16 protein-coding genes are annotated in these 15,836 nt (G+C 44.8%); 8 read left to right on the top strand and 8 right to left on the bottom strand.

The annotated features are described in order from the left end of the window. The first annotated feature begins 36 nt into the window (after positions 1–36). Positions 37–666 (top strand): HD domain-containing protein, encoded by a 630-nt coding sequence (locus AC5JPY_RS06395; RefSeq protein ID WP_443527009.1) that lies wholly within the window; start codon positions 37–39, stop codon positions 664–666. 93 nt (positions 667–759) lie between these two features. Here AC5JPY_RS06395 and asd read toward each other — a convergent pair whose 3' ends face one another. Next, positions 760–1,596: an archaetidylserine decarboxylase gene (gene asd, locus AC5JPY_RS06390; RefSeq protein WP_443527008.1), complete on the bottom strand. Its 837-nt coding sequence runs from the start codon at positions 1,594–1,596 to the stop codon at positions 760–762. A gap of 114 nt (positions 1,597–1,710) precedes the next feature. On the opposite strand from asd, the gene dtd reads away from it, so the two are divergent. The 3 genes from dtd to phoR all read left to right on the top strand — a co-directional run bounded on the left by dtd (position 1,711) and on the right by phoR (position 4,148). Continuing rightward, positions 1,711–2,163, top strand: a complete 453-nt coding sequence (gene dtd, locus AC5JPY_RS06385; RefSeq protein ID WP_443527007.1) for a D-aminoacyl-tRNA deacylase — start codon at positions 1,711–1,713, stop codon at positions 2,161–2,163. 112 nt (positions 2,164–2,275) lie between these two features. Next, entirely contained in the window at positions 2,276–2,980 is a 705-nt protein-coding gene (phoB, locus tag AC5JPY_RS06380) for a phosphate regulon transcriptional regulator PhoB (RefSeq protein WP_319051026.1), read from the top strand. A 58-nt stretch (positions 2,981–3,038) separates the two neighbouring features. After that, positions 3,039–4,148: a phosphate regulon sensor histidine kinase PhoR gene (gene phoR / locus AC5JPY_RS06375; protein WP_443527006.1), complete on the top strand. Its 1,110-nt coding sequence runs from the start codon at positions 3,039–3,041 to the stop codon at positions 4,146–4,148. 216 nt (positions 4,149–4,364) lie between these two features. Here the strand turns inward: phoR and AC5JPY_RS06370 are convergent, their stop codons facing one another. Continuing rightward, on the bottom strand, positions 4,365–4,955 hold the full coding sequence (locus AC5JPY_RS06370; protein WP_443527005.1) for a M23 family metallopeptidase: 591 nt from the start codon (positions 4,953–4,955) through the stop codon (positions 4,365–4,367). A 196-nt stretch (positions 4,956–5,151) separates the two neighbouring features. On the opposite strand from AC5JPY_RS06370, the gene AC5JPY_RS06365 reads away from it, so the two are divergent. Further along, positions 5,152–5,871: a 3'-5' exonuclease gene (locus AC5JPY_RS06365; protein WP_493852313.1), complete on the top strand. Its 720-nt coding sequence runs from the start codon at positions 5,152–5,154 to the stop codon at positions 5,869–5,871. 7 nt (positions 5,872–5,878) lie between these two features. Here AC5JPY_RS06365 and AC5JPY_RS06360 read toward each other — a convergent pair whose 3' ends face one another. Next, positions 5,879–6,844, bottom strand: coding sequence for an alpha/beta hydrolase family protein (locus AC5JPY_RS06360; protein WP_443527003.1), 966 nt, complete (start codon positions 6,842–6,844; stop codon positions 5,879–5,881). Between the two features lie 306 nt (positions 6,845–7,150). On the opposite strand from AC5JPY_RS06360, the gene AC5JPY_RS06355 reads away from it, so the two are divergent. Next, complete coding sequence (locus AC5JPY_RS06355; RefSeq protein WP_443527002.1) at positions 7,151–7,834, top strand: LOG family protein; 684 nt, start codon at positions 7,151–7,153, stop codon at positions 7,832–7,834. 195 nt (positions 7,835–8,029) lie between these two features. On the opposite strand, the gene AC5JPY_RS06350 is transcribed toward AC5JPY_RS06355, so the two are convergent. Further along, complete coding sequence (locus tag AC5JPY_RS06350; RefSeq protein ID WP_443527044.1) at positions 8,030–9,598, bottom strand: FAD-dependent oxidoreductase; 1,569 nt, start codon at positions 9,596–9,598, stop codon at positions 8,030–8,032. 599 nt (positions 9,599–10,197) lie between these two features. Between AC5JPY_RS06350 and AC5JPY_RS06345 the strand changes: the two genes are divergently transcribed. After that, positions 10,198–10,632 carry a COG4315 family predicted lipoprotein gene (locus AC5JPY_RS06345; RefSeq protein ID WP_443527001.1) on the top strand — a complete coding sequence of 145 codons (435 nt, stop codon included), beginning with the start codon at positions 10,198–10,200 and terminating at the stop codon, positions 10,630–10,632. Positions 10,633–10,750: 118 nt separating this feature from the next. Here the strand turns inward: AC5JPY_RS06345 and AC5JPY_RS06340 are convergent, their stop codons facing one another. Next, positions 10,751–11,350 (bottom strand): YceI family protein, encoded by a 600-nt coding sequence (locus AC5JPY_RS06340; RefSeq protein WP_443527000.1) that lies wholly within the window; start codon positions 11,348–11,350, stop codon positions 10,751–10,753. A gap of 516 nt (positions 11,351–11,866) precedes the next feature. On the opposite strand from AC5JPY_RS06340, the gene AC5JPY_RS06335 reads away from it, so the two are divergent. After that, complete coding sequence (locus AC5JPY_RS06335) at positions 11,867–12,145, top strand: type B 50S ribosomal protein L31 (RefSeq protein WP_057761772.1); 279 nt, start codon at positions 11,867–11,869, stop codon at positions 12,143–12,145. A gap of 109 nt (positions 12,146–12,254) precedes the next feature. On the opposite strand, the gene AC5JPY_RS06330 is transcribed toward AC5JPY_RS06335, so the two are convergent. The 3 genes from AC5JPY_RS06330 to AC5JPY_RS06320 all read right to left on the bottom strand — a co-directional run bounded on the left by AC5JPY_RS06330 (position 12,255) and on the right by AC5JPY_RS06320 (position 15,735). Continuing rightward, entirely contained in the window at positions 12,255–13,082 is an 828-nt protein-coding gene (locus tag AC5JPY_RS06330; protein ID WP_443526999.1) for an SGNH/GDSL hydrolase family protein, read from the bottom strand. Further along, complete coding sequence (locus tag AC5JPY_RS06325; protein ID WP_443526998.1) at positions 13,076–14,473, bottom strand: nicotinate phosphoribosyltransferase; 1,398 nt, start codon at positions 14,471–14,473, stop codon at positions 13,076–13,078. Before AC5JPY_RS06325 ends, AC5JPY_RS06330 begins: the two co-directional genes overlap by 7 nt. Before the next feature lie 194 nt (positions 14,474–14,667). Then, positions 14,668–15,735, bottom strand: a complete 1,068-nt coding sequence (locus AC5JPY_RS06320; RefSeq protein WP_443526997.1) for a bifunctional nicotinamide-nucleotide adenylyltransferase/Nudix hydroxylase — start codon at positions 15,733–15,735, stop codon at positions 14,668–14,670. Positions 15,736–15,836 lie beyond the last annotated feature (101 nt).

Below are 15,836 nucleotides of genomic sequence, written 5' to 3'. Positions count from 1 at the left end.
ATAATTCATAAGATTATCAAAAAATTAGAGAGAAATATGTCCTTAAACACAACTATGTCATTGACCAACCCAAAGTCTGCTGCAAACATCGACATAGATGATGTTACTCACTTCTTATTAGAGCTAGATGCCCTCAAGCGTATCAATCGCCGTAGCTATGTGACACAAACCACTCGCCGCGAAAACTCTGCCGAGCACTCTTGGCACTTGGCTATGGCGTGTTGGTCGATTGCTGAAGCGTTTGAATTAGATGTCAATCATGAGCGACTGCTAAAGATGGCACTGGTACATGATTTAGGTGAGATTGACGCTGGCGATACGTTTTTATTCGCAAACAGTCGTAGCGATGCGCACGTTGAAGAGCGCGCTGGTATTGCTCGACTACAAGCAGAGCGTGGCAATGGTATCGCAGCATTAAGTGAGGTTTGGGAGGCGCAAGAAACGGGTAGCAGCAAAGAAAGCCAGTTGCTTAGAGTGGTTGACCGCTTATTGCCATTTTTACTCAATCTTAATACTGAGGGAAAAACGTGGGTCGAAGCCCAAGTAACACGTTCGCAGGTAGCTTGTGCCCTTGCTTTTATCAAAGACAGCTTTCCACCCATTCATGATTGGCTTAACAAAAATATCGACTATGCAACCCAGCAAGGATGGCTGATCGATGCATAACTCTATATGAGTGACAGGCATAAAAAAGCCCAGTTAAGTATGCATTAACATACCTAACTGGGCTGATATTTTGAGCGTTTTTATACAGTCATATTATTGAGCGTTCGCCATCCCCAACAGTTGACCCATTTGCACGATGCTGTTGGCTTGCATACTATCCAACCAGTCAGCTTTTGCCGCTTTTGGTAGCACCACGATAGCCGTTGAGCCTAAATAAAAACGTCCAAGCTCATCCCCTGCGGCAAACGGCAGGTCATGCTCGGCTTCTTGGATGTCGTCAGTACGAGTGATTTTACCTGTCGCGACGGTTTCGATACCAGCGACGATCATAGCGCCTACCATGACAACGGCTGCTTTGCCGTACTTGGTATCGAACATGCAGACCAGACGCTCATTACGGGCAAACAAATCTGGCACGTTAGCGGCCGTAGTGTTATTAACCGAAAACAACGTGCCAGGTACGTAGCGAGTCTTGGTCAACGTACCTGTAAACGGCATATGGACACGGTGATAATTGCTAGGCGCTAGGTAGATCGTCGCAAAACTGCCATCCGCAAAGTAACTGCCATCTTCGCTATCAGCCAGCAGCTGTCCGACATCATAGTGACGACCCTTGGCTTGCAATAACTTATGGTCTTGGATTTGTCCGAGCTGAGAGATAATACCATCAGCAGGGCTGACGATACCGTTGTCAGTGGTATCGATGGTACGAGCGTCTTCTTTTAATTCACGAGTGAAAAAATCATTGAAGCTCTCGTATGCATTGAGACTCTGGCGCTCATATTCGTCTAGGCTGATGTTATAGGCTTTTGCAAAACTACGAATAAAGGTACGTTTAACATAAGGATGGCGGCTGGCGGCCAAACGTCCAGCGACTTTACTGAGCTGCTGCTGTGGTACCAGCTGTTGTAAGGTGGTAAATACATTCATAATACGGCTACCAAAATAAGAGATGATGTCATTATTGCATGTGCAAGTTAATGACCGTATTTTATCATGGACAGCCCATTATTGTCTGAGCATAATCTGTTAAGGAATGAGTAAATGAAGGCACTTATACAACGAGTCAGGCGGGCTAGTGTGACTATCGATGAGCATTGTGTTGGCAAAATAGATCATGGAATACTGGCTTATATTGGTTTGGGACACGAGGATAGTCTGAGTACGGCTCAGCGAATGATTGATAAAATTCTCACGTATCGTATTTTTGAAAATGATGAAGATCCTACAAAATTTGGTAAACTAGATAAAGATGTCCAGCAGGCAGGCGGTGGTTTGTTATTGGTGTCGCAGTTCACCTTGATGGCAAAAACAGACAAAGGTCGCCGTCCTGATTTTGGTGGTGCAATGGCACCTGATGCGGCTCAAATACTGTTTGAGCAACTTATAGATTATGCAAAAACACAGTACCCAAACGTCGCCACTGGTCAGTTTGGCGCTGACATGCAAGTCGCTAGTGTCAATGACGGACCCCTAAATTTTCTACTGGAGATCTGACACTAGAGTGTCATCAAGCTGTCATAATTAATCCGTTTAATAGATAAAGACTGGTGAGTATTTATCGCCTTTTTACATGCTAAATTTTGCCCTCTAACACTGAGAATGTCATATGTATAACGAGCAAATTTTGATTGTTGAAGATGAACCTGCGATTCGTGAAATGGTTGTGATGACGCTAGAAATGGCTGGATTTGAGAGCCTGCAAGCCGCTGATGTCTCAGAGGCGCACCAGCAAGTGGTCGATCATAGACCGTCGCTGATCTTGTTAGATTGGATGCTACCAGGAGACAAAAGCGGCGTTGATTTTTGTCGTATGCTAAAGAACGATGAGCTGCTCTCTGAGATACCAGTCATTATGTTGACGGCGAAAAGTGAAGAGGACAGCAAGGTTTATGGACTCGATGCGGGTGCAGATGACTATATGACCAAGCCTTTTTCAACCCGTGAGCTGATCTCTAGAATCAAAGCGGTATTGCGCCGTAGTAGTGCGATGAGTAGTGACAAGCCTATTGAAATCGGTCAGTTGAGTCTAGATACCAAAAGTCAGCGTGTGACCGCCGCCGGAAAAGTCATCGATGTGGGTCCGACAGAGTATCGTCTATTGGCGTTTTTTATGAGTCATCCAGAGCGCGCTTATACACGAACGCAGCTCCTCGATCAGGTTTGGGGCGGCAACGTATACATCGAAGATCGCACCATCGACGTACATATTAAGCGTCTGCGTAAACTCTTGCGTCCTCATGACTGCGATACATTGATACAGACGGTACGCGGTACAGGCTATCGATTCTCTAGTCTTATTGAACCAAGCTAGTCTTGCATACATAAGGTCGCTGGAATACTAAAATAGCGGATAGTGGTAAGGATAAGAAATGGACAAGACAGTGCCAGCACAACACAAAAAAACCCGTAACAGCCATCAGCAAGATACCCCAGAAAACACCTCTGCCCAGCATGAAGCAGAGCAGCTACAAAAAATCAGAAGCGCACTGCGAGCACTACGAGACGCGGTGATTTTAATCGATGAGAATGATTGCTTAGGATGGTGGAATCAGGCGGCGCAGGATCTATTGTCTTTGCAGAAAGATGATAAAGGGAAGAGTGTCTTTGATTTTATTATCATACCAGAGTTTCACCAGTATTATGAAGACACCACACTGCCCAATGATGGTATCCACATAGAGTCATGGCGCGACCCTAGCCGTTACCTAAAATTTGAGCTCACGTCTTTTGGTGATGAAAAACTCCTATTTATTTATGATGTGACGCGCTTAAAGCACTTAGAGCAAATGCGCCAAGACTTTGTGGCAAACGTCTCTCATGAGCTACGCACACCATTGACCGTCATGACCGGTTACTTAGAAAACTTTACGGATCAGCCAGATATGCCGCCCCATTGGCGCCGTGGTTTTGAGCTCATGACTCAGCAAACCGCGCGTATGAATAGAATCGTAAATGACTTGCTGCTTTTATCTAGAATTGAGATCGAAGAGACGCACGAAGTCAATGCTATAGATATGACCAAGCTACTCACCAATATCTATGATGATGCGCAAGCCTATAACCAAGCCTATAAGCACATCATTCATCTACATATAGACACCTATGATGGTCTATATGGATCAGAGATGTACTTAAACAGCGCATTGTCCAATCTGGTGATCAACGCGATAAAATACACACCAAAAGGTGGCAATATTACTATCAGTTGGACGCGAACATCAGATGGATGCCGGTTTGCAGTCGAAGACGACGGATTGGGGATAGCACCAGAGCATATTGTTCGTTTGACGGAGCGCTTCTACCGTGTTGATAAAGGTCGCAGCCGTGCCACAGGTGGTACAGGTCTGGGGTTAGCTATCGTAAAACACGTACTGCATCAACACGAAGCGCAGCTACAGATTGAATCAATAGAGGGTGAGGGTTCGACATTTAGTGTGGTATTTCCAGCCACTTATGTGCGTACAGTCACCGCAAACTAGGGCGTGTCCCTAATTCAAACGCTTATCATTGAATGGGCTAAAAATGGCTAAATCTTTGGCAAACGGCGTCAAATAGCTGGTCAATATCTCGATATTGTCTGCACTATTTTCCTTGTTAGCCTGCGATTTATTTCATTTTTATCACCATTTTTAAAATAGGGACACGCCCTAGCACCTCTCTTGATACATGCTATTAGAGCTTTTTATACATTATGCTTAATTCTTTTGTAAAAGCGGGTAGGGGTTCACAGCACTGCCGTTAATATAAATACCATAATGTACATGCGGCGGTGTCCCTTTTGCATTGCCGCTATCACCCACGTAGCCAATAGTATCACCTTTATTGACCCAATCATTGGGAGAGATATCAGCATAGTCCTCTAGATGAGCATAATAATGTCCTGCACCGCCCGGTCCTACTACGACGACCACGAGGCCACCTAAAGTATTTTCGCCAACCTTGCTCACGATACCCTGCGTGGTTGACTGTATGGGTGTTCCTCGTTCTGCAAAGATATCGATACCTTCATGTGAGCGCCCTTGACTGCGTGCTGCGCCCCACGTATCCGTCAGGTTTTGCCCTGGTAGTGGGCTGGGTAAGCTATCTTCTGTCGGCAGTTCTTGCTGCAGCAAACTCATCTGTTGCCATTTGGCGACCACAAATGATTGGGTCTGTTGGCTGATATCGGGCAGCAGCTTATCAAACACAAATAACAGCCCAAGCAATACCACTGCTCTAATCAGTACGCTCAACACGCGCCCAAAAATAGAAGGCTTGGGTTGTTGGTTTTTTTCATCTGCTAGCATTGAGGTCTCTTATTTGTTTTATACGATATAAGACTTTATTATAAAAGCCCTGTATACAAAGGTGTGTATAGCATTGTTATCTATGGATTTTATCCCCATAAATACAGGTGTCATTAAACACAAGCACAGCAAATATAACGTTATCTACTTAACACTGTTGTTGAGCGATGACGGTGCTATGGATGGTTAACTTCTTATGAATGATGCTTTTAACACGGCTGATATCTCTACTATGGCTGAGACGGCGCTTGTCATCGATACTGAAACCGATCAAGGCCGTGATCCGAGGCCGATTCAAGTCGCAACGATCAACGTAGCTACTGGATATGAGTGGATGAAATATTTTAACAGTGGTCGTTCGATATCACCTGTGGTTATCAAGGTGCATGGTATTACGGATGCTGATGTCGCTGGTCTTGAGCGCTTTGAGTTAGATCAATTTGAGCTACCAGAGTATTTGATCGGACATAACGTACGCTTTGATTGGCGAGTAATTGGTAGTCCCTCTGCTAAGCTCATCTGTACCGTGAGACTGGCGCGCGCCGCTTTTCCAGAATGGCGCGCGTATGGTCAGTCCAAGTGCATTGAGCAGTTGTTGGGCAAGAGCGAGGCGGGTGCCATGACGATTGCCGCTCATGACGCGTTAGGTGACGCACGAATGTGCTATCTGCTTTATCAGGCATGCTGTGAGCGACTGGAGATTGCCCCGACAGATTTTGCAGCGGCACATGCGATTTCTAACAAAGCGACTCCTGTGAGTAAGATGCCGTTTGGTAAGCATAAAGGCAAACCAATCAAAGAGGTGCCTATCAGCTATGTAAAATGGATGATAGGCAATATTCATAATATGCAGCCGTCGCTATACTCTGCTCTAAAGAAGCGTATTGAAGCAGAGAAAACCCAAGAAGGTGAATAATTAAAGCCTATTCACCTTTGCTCAGCCAATCTACTGCCATTTGCCAAAGCTCTGGTGCTTTGGCATTGGTTTTACCACTAAAATAGAGCATATGACCGACTTGATTTAGTCCAAAATCATCAGGGTCTAAGAAGCGCTTCTCTACAGGCATCTTGGTAAATACGCGTATCATATCGTCCATGTTTTCACTATTGGCGATATCATCATCACTAAAGCCTAACCACAGTGCTGGCGTGCTGAGCTCATCATAAAAATGCGTGTGAATGCTTTTGCCAAACGCGGTTTTGATATAGCCTGCGCCATTGCACCACTCACGCCATTGGCGCGCAACGCCGCGTGGCAATGGCTCGCCCATACCAATCTTGTCTGCAGGTGTATAGCCCAATGCTAAGTTAGTAGTCGGAATAAAAACATCCATAAACCACATCGCTTTGAGCTTATAGGGCATACCCATGTTTTTGATCTGTCCTGATGAGCAGGCGACATTGAACACTGAAGAGATGGCGTCATGGTTCGGCATTAACCCAATGAGCTGTCCACCCGCGCTGTGACCGATGAGATGGTAAGACGCGTTAGGGAACTGATCTTGTAGCGCATCAAGTACGGCTGGCATATCATGGCGACCCCAGCTGATTAAAGAAGCACTACATTTTGCCAGCTCAGTCGACAATGACTCGCCGATACCTTCATTGTCAAAGGTCAGGACACCAAAGCCACTCTGTGCCAAATATGTCGCAAAGTTATGATAAAAACGGCGCTTGATGCCGGTAGCGGGCGCCATCATAATGGCTTTTGTGGGCGCCTCTTTAGGACGATAGACTGTAGCTGCCAGTACTTGATTGCGATCGGTCATGATGCTTAGCGAGTATATGTCGATATCAGTAGCGCTGTCCGTACTATTAGCGTTGATCAAGTTGTTATCGATGATAGAATTTGGGTGGTCTGTAGTCAAAGAAGCGTCGCGATTATCCATCGTTATACCTTAGTGTTTTTTTATTGGTAGATAATAATTATTAAACTATGATGTGTCACAAATACATGTCTTTAAAGTGTAGTTTTTGCGTAGTGATAAATCCCTGTGACTGTGTGATAGCATTGCTTATGTTAAGATAAATGCTGGTGAGACGGTTGCTCAAATATGACTTCCAAGTTTTATAAACCTTGGCTGAGCGCGTTTTATAAACAATGTGCATGATAATACAAACGAAGGGTGTCGGTGTTTTACCTTCACCAATAACAAGCACTCAATAAAACCTGATATAAAAATTAAGGATGCTGTATGCAAATGAAAATAAATGACGATACTTACGATGTAATTACTAGTAAGGACATCACAGATATAGAAAAAGCAGTGGATAAATCAGCATTGACGATGCCATTGGTCGCGGTATATTGCGGTTCGCGCTTGGGTAACAGTGATATTTATGAGCAGGCGGCGCGTGAGTTAGGTAGTGCGTTGGCAAATAATGGCATGGGATTGGTGTATGGCGGAGCCAGTATCGGTCTTATGGGTGCTGTGGCAGATGAAGTCATCACTGGTGGTGCTGAGGCCGTGGGCGTCATCCCAACTTTCATGCTCAAGCACGAAATTGCTCATGAGCAGCTAACTCGCTTGCATTTGACCGATACGATGCATACTCGAAAGACAGTCATGGCAGAGTACGCGGATGCTTTTATTACCTTGCCGGGCGGGCTAGGCACACTAGAAGAAATCATGGAAATCGCTACATGGCGTCAGTTGTACCAACACGAAAAGCCAATGATTATTTTAAATATCAATGGTTTTTATGACCGTATGATCGAGCATCTAAAATATACGACTGAGCAAGGCTTTATGAAGCAGCAAGATTTAGACCGTCTAGTAGTATGCAATACCATTGATGAGGCAATCGACATGTTACAGACCGTCGTGACTATCAAAGACGATGTCGATACAGAAAAAATGGCGGGCAGTAACCGCTAGGGTTGTCAGTATATAACCTAAATACGCTTATCAATCTGAAATGATGGCAATCATCATTAGTACATTGAAAGCAGGTACATTGAAAGCAAGCACACTGCAAGTGAGCACAAAAAAAGAGCAGATAACCCTATATAGGTTGTCTGCTCTTTTTTCTACGTATGGACAAAGTAACAACTTATCAATAAACGATAACGGCTACGCACCAGCCGGTGACAAATCGTCCAAAACCGCTTCGCGAACACTATGATTGACATCTGCCATCGCTATTGGAAAACCGCGCTGCTCAGCGAGTACGCGAGCCACCTTATCGACAGACACACCATCGTTGTGTGTCAGATATGACCATTCGTGCGCATAACGGCCACGATTCATCGGTGTATCGTTATCTACTAGTCCAAGTTCTGTCAACTCATTGACTATCTGATCAGCAGCGATCAGGGTTGAAGACGCTTTGACATTTTCTGCACGGGCGTAGCGTATATTAGAGTATAGGCTGACATCAGCCACCCGTAAGGTATCATCTTCTCCAGGAATTTGCTGCCCGCCATATAGCGCGTTACCGATGGTACGCGCACTATTGAATGTCGGTACAAACTCAGCCACATATTCAATTGCTTGCTGACTACGCGCTTGTAGCGGTGCTTTGTCCCAGCCATCTTCGATGTAATGTACATACTGCTGTGGTAGCTTGGGCTGAGCACTGTCAGTGTTAGAGGCGACCAAACCATCATCGAATAAAGTGATCGCTTTACTCATCCCATGTATTTGGAAGTAGCCACCAGGGTAAGGGGTTAACTGTGCCATACCTTCGGGCGTACCTCGTTGACCATAAACAATAATCTCGGGTATCTGTCCACCTGCATCGCCCCAATGGGTAACATAGGAAGACTTGAACTCAACCATACGCGTGACTTCTACACCGACCATATCGTCGATGACGCCAGTACGAAAACCGCACGCATTGATTAGGTAATCAACTTCGATAGACTCAGTTTGAGAGGCGTTCTCTTGATCGTAAGCTTGGTTATGAGCTTGTTGATAGTCAATACGCCATTTAGTAACATGATGATCGGCGTTGGTGCAGTTCTCACAATCTACCGGAACTACTTTTTGTACCGTAGTATCAGTGAAGACATGGGCATGGTCATACTCTTCAAGCGCTAACTGCGCAGAGGCCGCCAAACGAAAGATATTCCAGCCGTACTCTTGTACCACAATCAACGGAAATTTTACTTTGTTTAAGTCTAGGTATTTGGCAACAGGTATTACCCATTCATCAACTGTGCTCGGTACGGCAACTTGCTCACGTTTGGAGAGCTCTAGCAGCTGTTCATGACTATAGAGCTGATAGTAGTCTTCAGGCTCGCCCAATACTTTATTGTTAGCGTCTTGCTCGATCAGTTCTTGATAAGCGTCTGTTAACGTGTTCAAGCGCGGTAGCAAGTCTTCAGGAAACCCTTCATCGCGTGTTGGCACCGCAAATACAGTGGGGCGAACATCGATGGTATGAGGATAGAGGCGTAATATATCGATACATTGTTTGAGAAGTGCCACACAATCCTCATCAGGTATCTCACGGTATAAGTTACCACCTGCATGCAAATGGCACATTGGTGGACCATCAATAAGTGATTTTTTCTTTTCAAACAAGTAAGTTTCAAGTCCTAGCGCTGCTAAGCGAATAGCAATCGTTGACCCTGCAGTACCGCCGCCCAAGATACCAACGCGTTTTGTAGGCGATACGTTTTTGCCTCCATGAGACATCAAGTCAAAAGCAGAACCCTGTTTTGCAGAGTCTTGTTTGATAAGGTGAGCGCGATTTTTATTAGAAGACTGAGTCATTGTCGTCGTTGTATCCTTAGTAGCATTTGCATCAGGCTATGCTCGGTGTAATCGTGTAATGTCTTATAACTATTGATATGCGTGCGAAAGGCGCTAAGTTCAACATTTATGTATGAGTTGCAGTGAGCATGTTATCTATCATGTCATAGTCTATTGTGTAGTCATTCTTCACTTCCATAAGACTATTTTACGAAGAACTGTAGATAATATGATGACAAATACGTAAGTAGATGCATGAGTTTTGTCAACGAGGTGCTATAACCGCAGATTGGTTTTTGGCAGAAGGGCAAAGCAGGAAGCAAGATAGTAGAGTTAAGGTGCTAAGTGAAAATGCTCGTACTTAATCATTTTGTAAAGTTCAGCCACTTTTGTAAGTTTGTATATGGATGACCGTTATGGCGAAAAACTGTGTGCTATATTTATTTCGCTCAAGTGAGGTTAAAGCCCAGTTTTTATATCAGAAAATAAAAACGGCTCATAAAATTTATTATTACAATTATCAAAATGACAAGGAAGTTACTATGAAAAATATCATGATGTTATCTGCTCTAACAGGCGTTTTGGCACTGACAGGTTGTACGACGCTAAAGAGCGTCGTCGGTAATGACATGTCAGGTACACATGAGGTGCGAGCCACTAGCAATAATACTGCGCCAGTCGCTAGTAAAAACGGCGTATTGGTCGACGCAACCAATCACATGACACTATATACTTTTGATAAAGATTCAATGAACATGTCAGCTTGCGGCGGCGCCTGCCAAGTTGTGTGGCCAATATTTCAAGCACCAAGCAATGCAAAAGCTTCTGGTCAGTTTGCTGCATTCAAACGTGAAGATGGTAAGTATCAGTGGGCCATGAATGGTAAGCCTTTATACTTCTACGCCAATGACACCAAAATGGGTGATAAAGATGGCGACGATAAGCTTGACGTTTGGCACGTGATCCCAACAAAATAATCTACGATAGTTTGATATAAACATAAAAAAGCAGCGCCTATATAGGTGCTGCTTTTTTGTTACCGTCGACTAAAAATTGATATTTAGGACGAACGTAGATATTCAGCAAAGTCTGTCTTTATTTTTTCTCTACCAGTTCACCGTCGATTTGGATAGGGACGTTGGTCGTAATACCGCTAGCGTAAGCAGTCATACCATAAGCGGCGCGATCGATCGTACCAGTAGCGCGAAAACCAGCAACGGGCTCTTTAGTCAGTGGGCTGTTATCGATTTTATTTAACGTAACATCCAGTGTCAGTGGCTTGGTCTGACCGAGTAAGGTAAAGTCACCGGTTACTTTGGCTTGCTGTGGGTTGATAAATTTAACTTGGGTCGATTTGAACGTCATAGTTGGGTACTTTTCGACATTAAAAAATTCATCGGTTTTTAGATGTTTATCACGAGCATCCCAATTGGTATCGATACTATCAGTTGCAATAGTAAATTCCATGCTGGCTTGATTTGGTGCTTTCATATCATAATTCACCGTGCCCTCGACATCACTAAAATGACCCATTGTGGTCGAGAATCCCATATGGCTCACAGAAAATCCAACACGAGTATGTGAATTATCTAATTCCCACTGAGTTGGTAGTGCCGCACTTGCCATAGTAGTGATAGCAAGCGCTGAGCTGACGAATAACGCTTTAGCAGTAGTTTTCATTGTCATATTTATCATTGAATAGTCCTTATTGAGTATTTGTTTTCCATGCTTGATTATAAATCTAAGCTTGTCTATAAATGAGTAGAGCGATACTTCCTGTAGACCTGATCAATATCGCATAGTTGTGTAGTTTAATATGCTAAGTATAAATGACATAGTCATAGCATATTTATTTAGATAAACTACAGTATTTTATACTACAGATTAATTTTACTAACTAAATAATTGTACTGAATTACATTGCTTATCTCAAGACCGTAGCTATATTATTGACAACTTATCACATATCTCTATCACAACTGCAGCTTGCGTCCGCGTCAAAAAAGCGTTAAAATCGCGGTTTAATTTTCCCGCTGGGGAAAGGCTAAGTGAGCAGAAGCGTGGTATTGGGTGCTGGAATAAGCCAGTGATGCAGTTGCCATACTTGTAATGTCCTTAGTGCCTCAGTTACGTATGTGTTCGCTTGTTTGAGACATCATTTATGATGTTGATTGACACTGCCCTACATACATCGGACCTAGAGAGTATATTATGCGTAAAGATATCCATCCTAACTATCAAGAAGTTTTATTCCACGACACTAACGCTGACGTGTTCTTTTTGACTCGCTCAACGGCTAAGACTAAAGCGACTCGTGAATACGAAGGTAAAGAATACCCATACTACCCACTTGATATCTCAAGTGCGTCGCATCCATTCTATACTGGTGAGCAACGTAAAACGTCTACTGAAGGCCGTGTTGCAAGCTTCAACAAACGCTTTGGTGCATTTGGTGGCCGTAGCAAGAAAGCTGCTGACGCTGCTGAGTAATTTACCCTTATGGTGTAAATATATACTGCCAAGCAATAAAAAACCGCTGACTATTCAGCGGTTTTTTTTGTTTTGAGTCTCTTGTTTTTAGGTGTGCTTAGTAGTCAGTCTAAGCGGTAGATGAGTCTAATAACTGAGTCATCGTCTCTACAATCTGCTGCGCCCAGTAGCCATACATCAGGCTACTGGGATGAAAGCCATCACTCGCGAACATCACAGCGATATCGATAGGGTCACCATTTGCATGCTCCTCTATCATACGGGCAAAGTCAGTTGCCATGTAGTGGACACCATTATGAGCTGCGCATACTTGCTGTAATATCTCATCAAGCAATGAGGCTTTTGCACCCACAAAATTATTGAGCGGGGCAGGGATTGCAGGCATTTGCGCCATTGGTGGTAAACTCAAAAATATTAACTCACGGACACCGAATTTACGCTGTGCAATATTAATAATGTCTTCGATCTGCTGCTGCCATTTTTGTACAGAGACATTAGAAGTCGTATCATTGACGCCGACACTCAACAACATCACATCAATAGGTTGCTCAGGAGCAGGTAAGACATACAATCTGCGCAAAATATCAAAACTGGTATGACCTGTGGTCGCCTGCAATGACCAATTAAGCTGAGCAAAGTTGGCCCGAATAACCTGATGCTGCTCCAATATCGGTATGAGTTTGCCAACCAGCGCCTCTTGCTGGGTTTGGCTGCCGACACCTGCTGCTGCCGAGTCACCGACGACCATTAGGTTAAGTGTAGTATTTATTTCAGATGACGACCCATCTGCTTTCGGCAATTTAACCATACCATGCCTTTCACCGTGTGGCTCAGGCAGACGAACCGTATCACGCTTGATTTTACGACCTTGATAAAAGTATACAGGGGCAAATAGTACGTCTTTTGCAACCGCTGTTAGTTTGTTGGTATCTACCATCCCGCACGTTCCCTAATAGTTGTCAGGCTATCTTCGATTAGTAGTTGACCGTCCACATAGACATCACGTAATAGGTTGTCAGCTGTGGCACTTATGTCTTGTTCTTTTATGGTTTCTATCTGACCGCTTTCGTTTTTTACTAGCGCCAGTCGCCCTTTTTTTGAGCGTTTTGAGCGGCTAGTGACAGGGTCTTTGTAAATGTCTTTCCATACGCCATTGATACAGATGGCGCTAGACTTCATTGCCCAGCTCATAGTGTCGCGATTGACTTGTTGTAGTAGACCGCCGCCCATACCAAAAGTCACGTTTTCGGCGCTAAAGCCTGCTTTCGTCACCACATCAATAATTTTGCTCAAGCTCTGGGCACTGATACCATCCCCTTGGATGATACGCACATAGTCGGGCAGTACTTTGTAGCCTTTGCTGTTTGTCGTCGTACCAAATTTCACAGCCAAACGCTCTAATGCTTCTCGAACGACTTTGGTCGGCTCACCGCTGTCTGGTCGAATGACTAAGGTGCCGCCCATATTTTTGACTTCATCCTTTAAGGTATCACCCCAGATATTGTCGATTGCATTCCACAAGTCATAGCTATCAGATACGACTGAGAACGCTTTATCTTCACCGCCGAACTGCTCAATCATGTTGTGAAAAGCAGCGGTCTCACCATCACGTCCCCATGCGGTCATCGTACTGTGCTCAGCCGCTGGGATAGAGAACGCAGGCATGTCATCACCCATCTGATACCAGCGACTGGCAGCAACCAATGCTGTCATCGAGTCCGTCCCAGCAAAGTTAACCAAATGTGCCAAACTACCCAGCGCAACGGTCTCTTGACTAGAGGCACCGCGTGCGCCAAAGTCATGCAAGCGAAACGGGAGCGACTCTGTGTTGTCCGCTGACTTTTCTAACGCTTGACGGATAATGTCTTTGCAGTAGCGAGAGACACTAGCAACCGTTGACGGGTACCAAATCGCGCGTAATAGTGCCGTTTCAATATAGCTGGGTAGCCAGTAAAACTCAGGGTCGGTATTGATAACCTGACAGACCACGTTAGACACAGGAACGATACTGCCTTCGGGGATGGCCTCGATACGCAGTGGCAAGTAGCCGTTGTGTTTTTCGATCAAGTGCTCCCAGCCAGCACGATTAAAGGTTAGCCCATGTGCTTGAATTACTTTTTCGGCTTCATCGATATCTTGATGGGTGATAGGGGTACTTAGGTATTCTTTGATAAAGGCTTGCAAGCCAAAAAACACCACATCGTAGTCACCTTTGCGCGCTTCAATGTAACTTGACAGATACTCACTACCGCTTGGGTATTGCACCCAATGTGAGGTCTTATAGCTGTCGCTGTTTAAGATTAAATTATTTAGATTGCTGGTGTACATCACAGAACTCCTCTGCTTTGAGATGCCGCAGCTGCTTTAATAAAAAAACAATTAGAAAGCAGTAGCGGCGGTTAAGTGCCGTCTATCGGCACTGGTATAAAATTTTGAGGACGAATGGTGCGCTCGCTAATGATGGTTGAATTAGCAGCTATTCTCTCAACCAGTCACTAAGACAAGCTATGTCTAAAAACAGGCTACAATCCAACCATCTTGGTAATAATCGCATAGTGGTCTTCAAACATCATCTTGGCATCAAGCTCAGCGAGTGGCAACCAAAATGCTTTGGTTGCATCATCGCCGCCTTTTACTTTTGGCAATCCTTTTGGATCGTTTTTGAGTTGAAAATAAAAGGCTTGGGTAATGGTGCGACCACGCGCTGATCGATACGGGTCGTCAAAGGTATGCTGACTGTGGCAAGAGCCGCGCAGTACAGGCTCAGGGACCTTGAGGCGTGTCTCTTCACGCAGCTCGCGGATACACGCATCGAATAGCGTCTCTTTTGGGTCCAAAAACCCGCCCGGCAGTGCCCAAAGCCCACGCCCTGGCATACTGCGCCGCTCAACCAGTAAGATATGTCCCGACTGTACAATCAGCGCGTCAGCCGTCATAAAGGTCGGCGGGTAGGGTGCTGACTCCCATTGTCTTTTGTATTTATCGATGAAGTCTGCTTCTTCGTGCAGCTGCTGATAGTCTTCGGTTTGCTTGAACTTGTCGAGGACGTTACGTGTCGACTCAGGCGTACGCTCGGGCGTCGGCGTAGCACCCATTAGGTAGCTGTCGCGAATCGGCGTGGCAGATAGGTTCTGATAATTGGGCACTGACACAGAGTCCCAGTTAGGGAATAGCGATAGGTAATACGATGAGCTGTCTTTTGAATGACCAATCAAGCCAATATCTGTCTGCAAGTCACCAGTGACAGATTTCACGCCTGCTTGGACATACTGGAGCCAGCGTGTGTCGTTATATAGTGCATCGTCTAGACCAACACAGTGGATACGTGCAGCATCCTCTGCTGAATAAGCGCCTTTGATCATTGCAGCACGCTCAGCGACGCTAAACGGATTACGTAAGCTGCGTGGTAGATTAGCAGAGCCAATCAGCATAATCACATCGTCTGAGCGTTTTAGTGCCTCATCAATAACGGCCTTGTGTCCAGCATGAAACGGCTGGAAACGTCCGATAAAAACCAAATAACGATAGTGTTTATTGCCTTTCTGATCCAGGTTTTGCTTATCTGACTGTTGCTCTGATAATTCACTCATAGACGCCAACTTCCTACGACTTATTTTTATTGATTAAAAATTGATGACGCTAATACTGACACAGCGCATGACTTTATGACAAGTGCAAAGATGTTTAGGGG

This window comes from Psychrobacter sp. H27 (assembly GCF_059072655.1).
The sequence above is the reverse complement of the archived record's forward strand: the minus strand, read 5'-3'. Positions and strand labels throughout refer to the sequence as shown.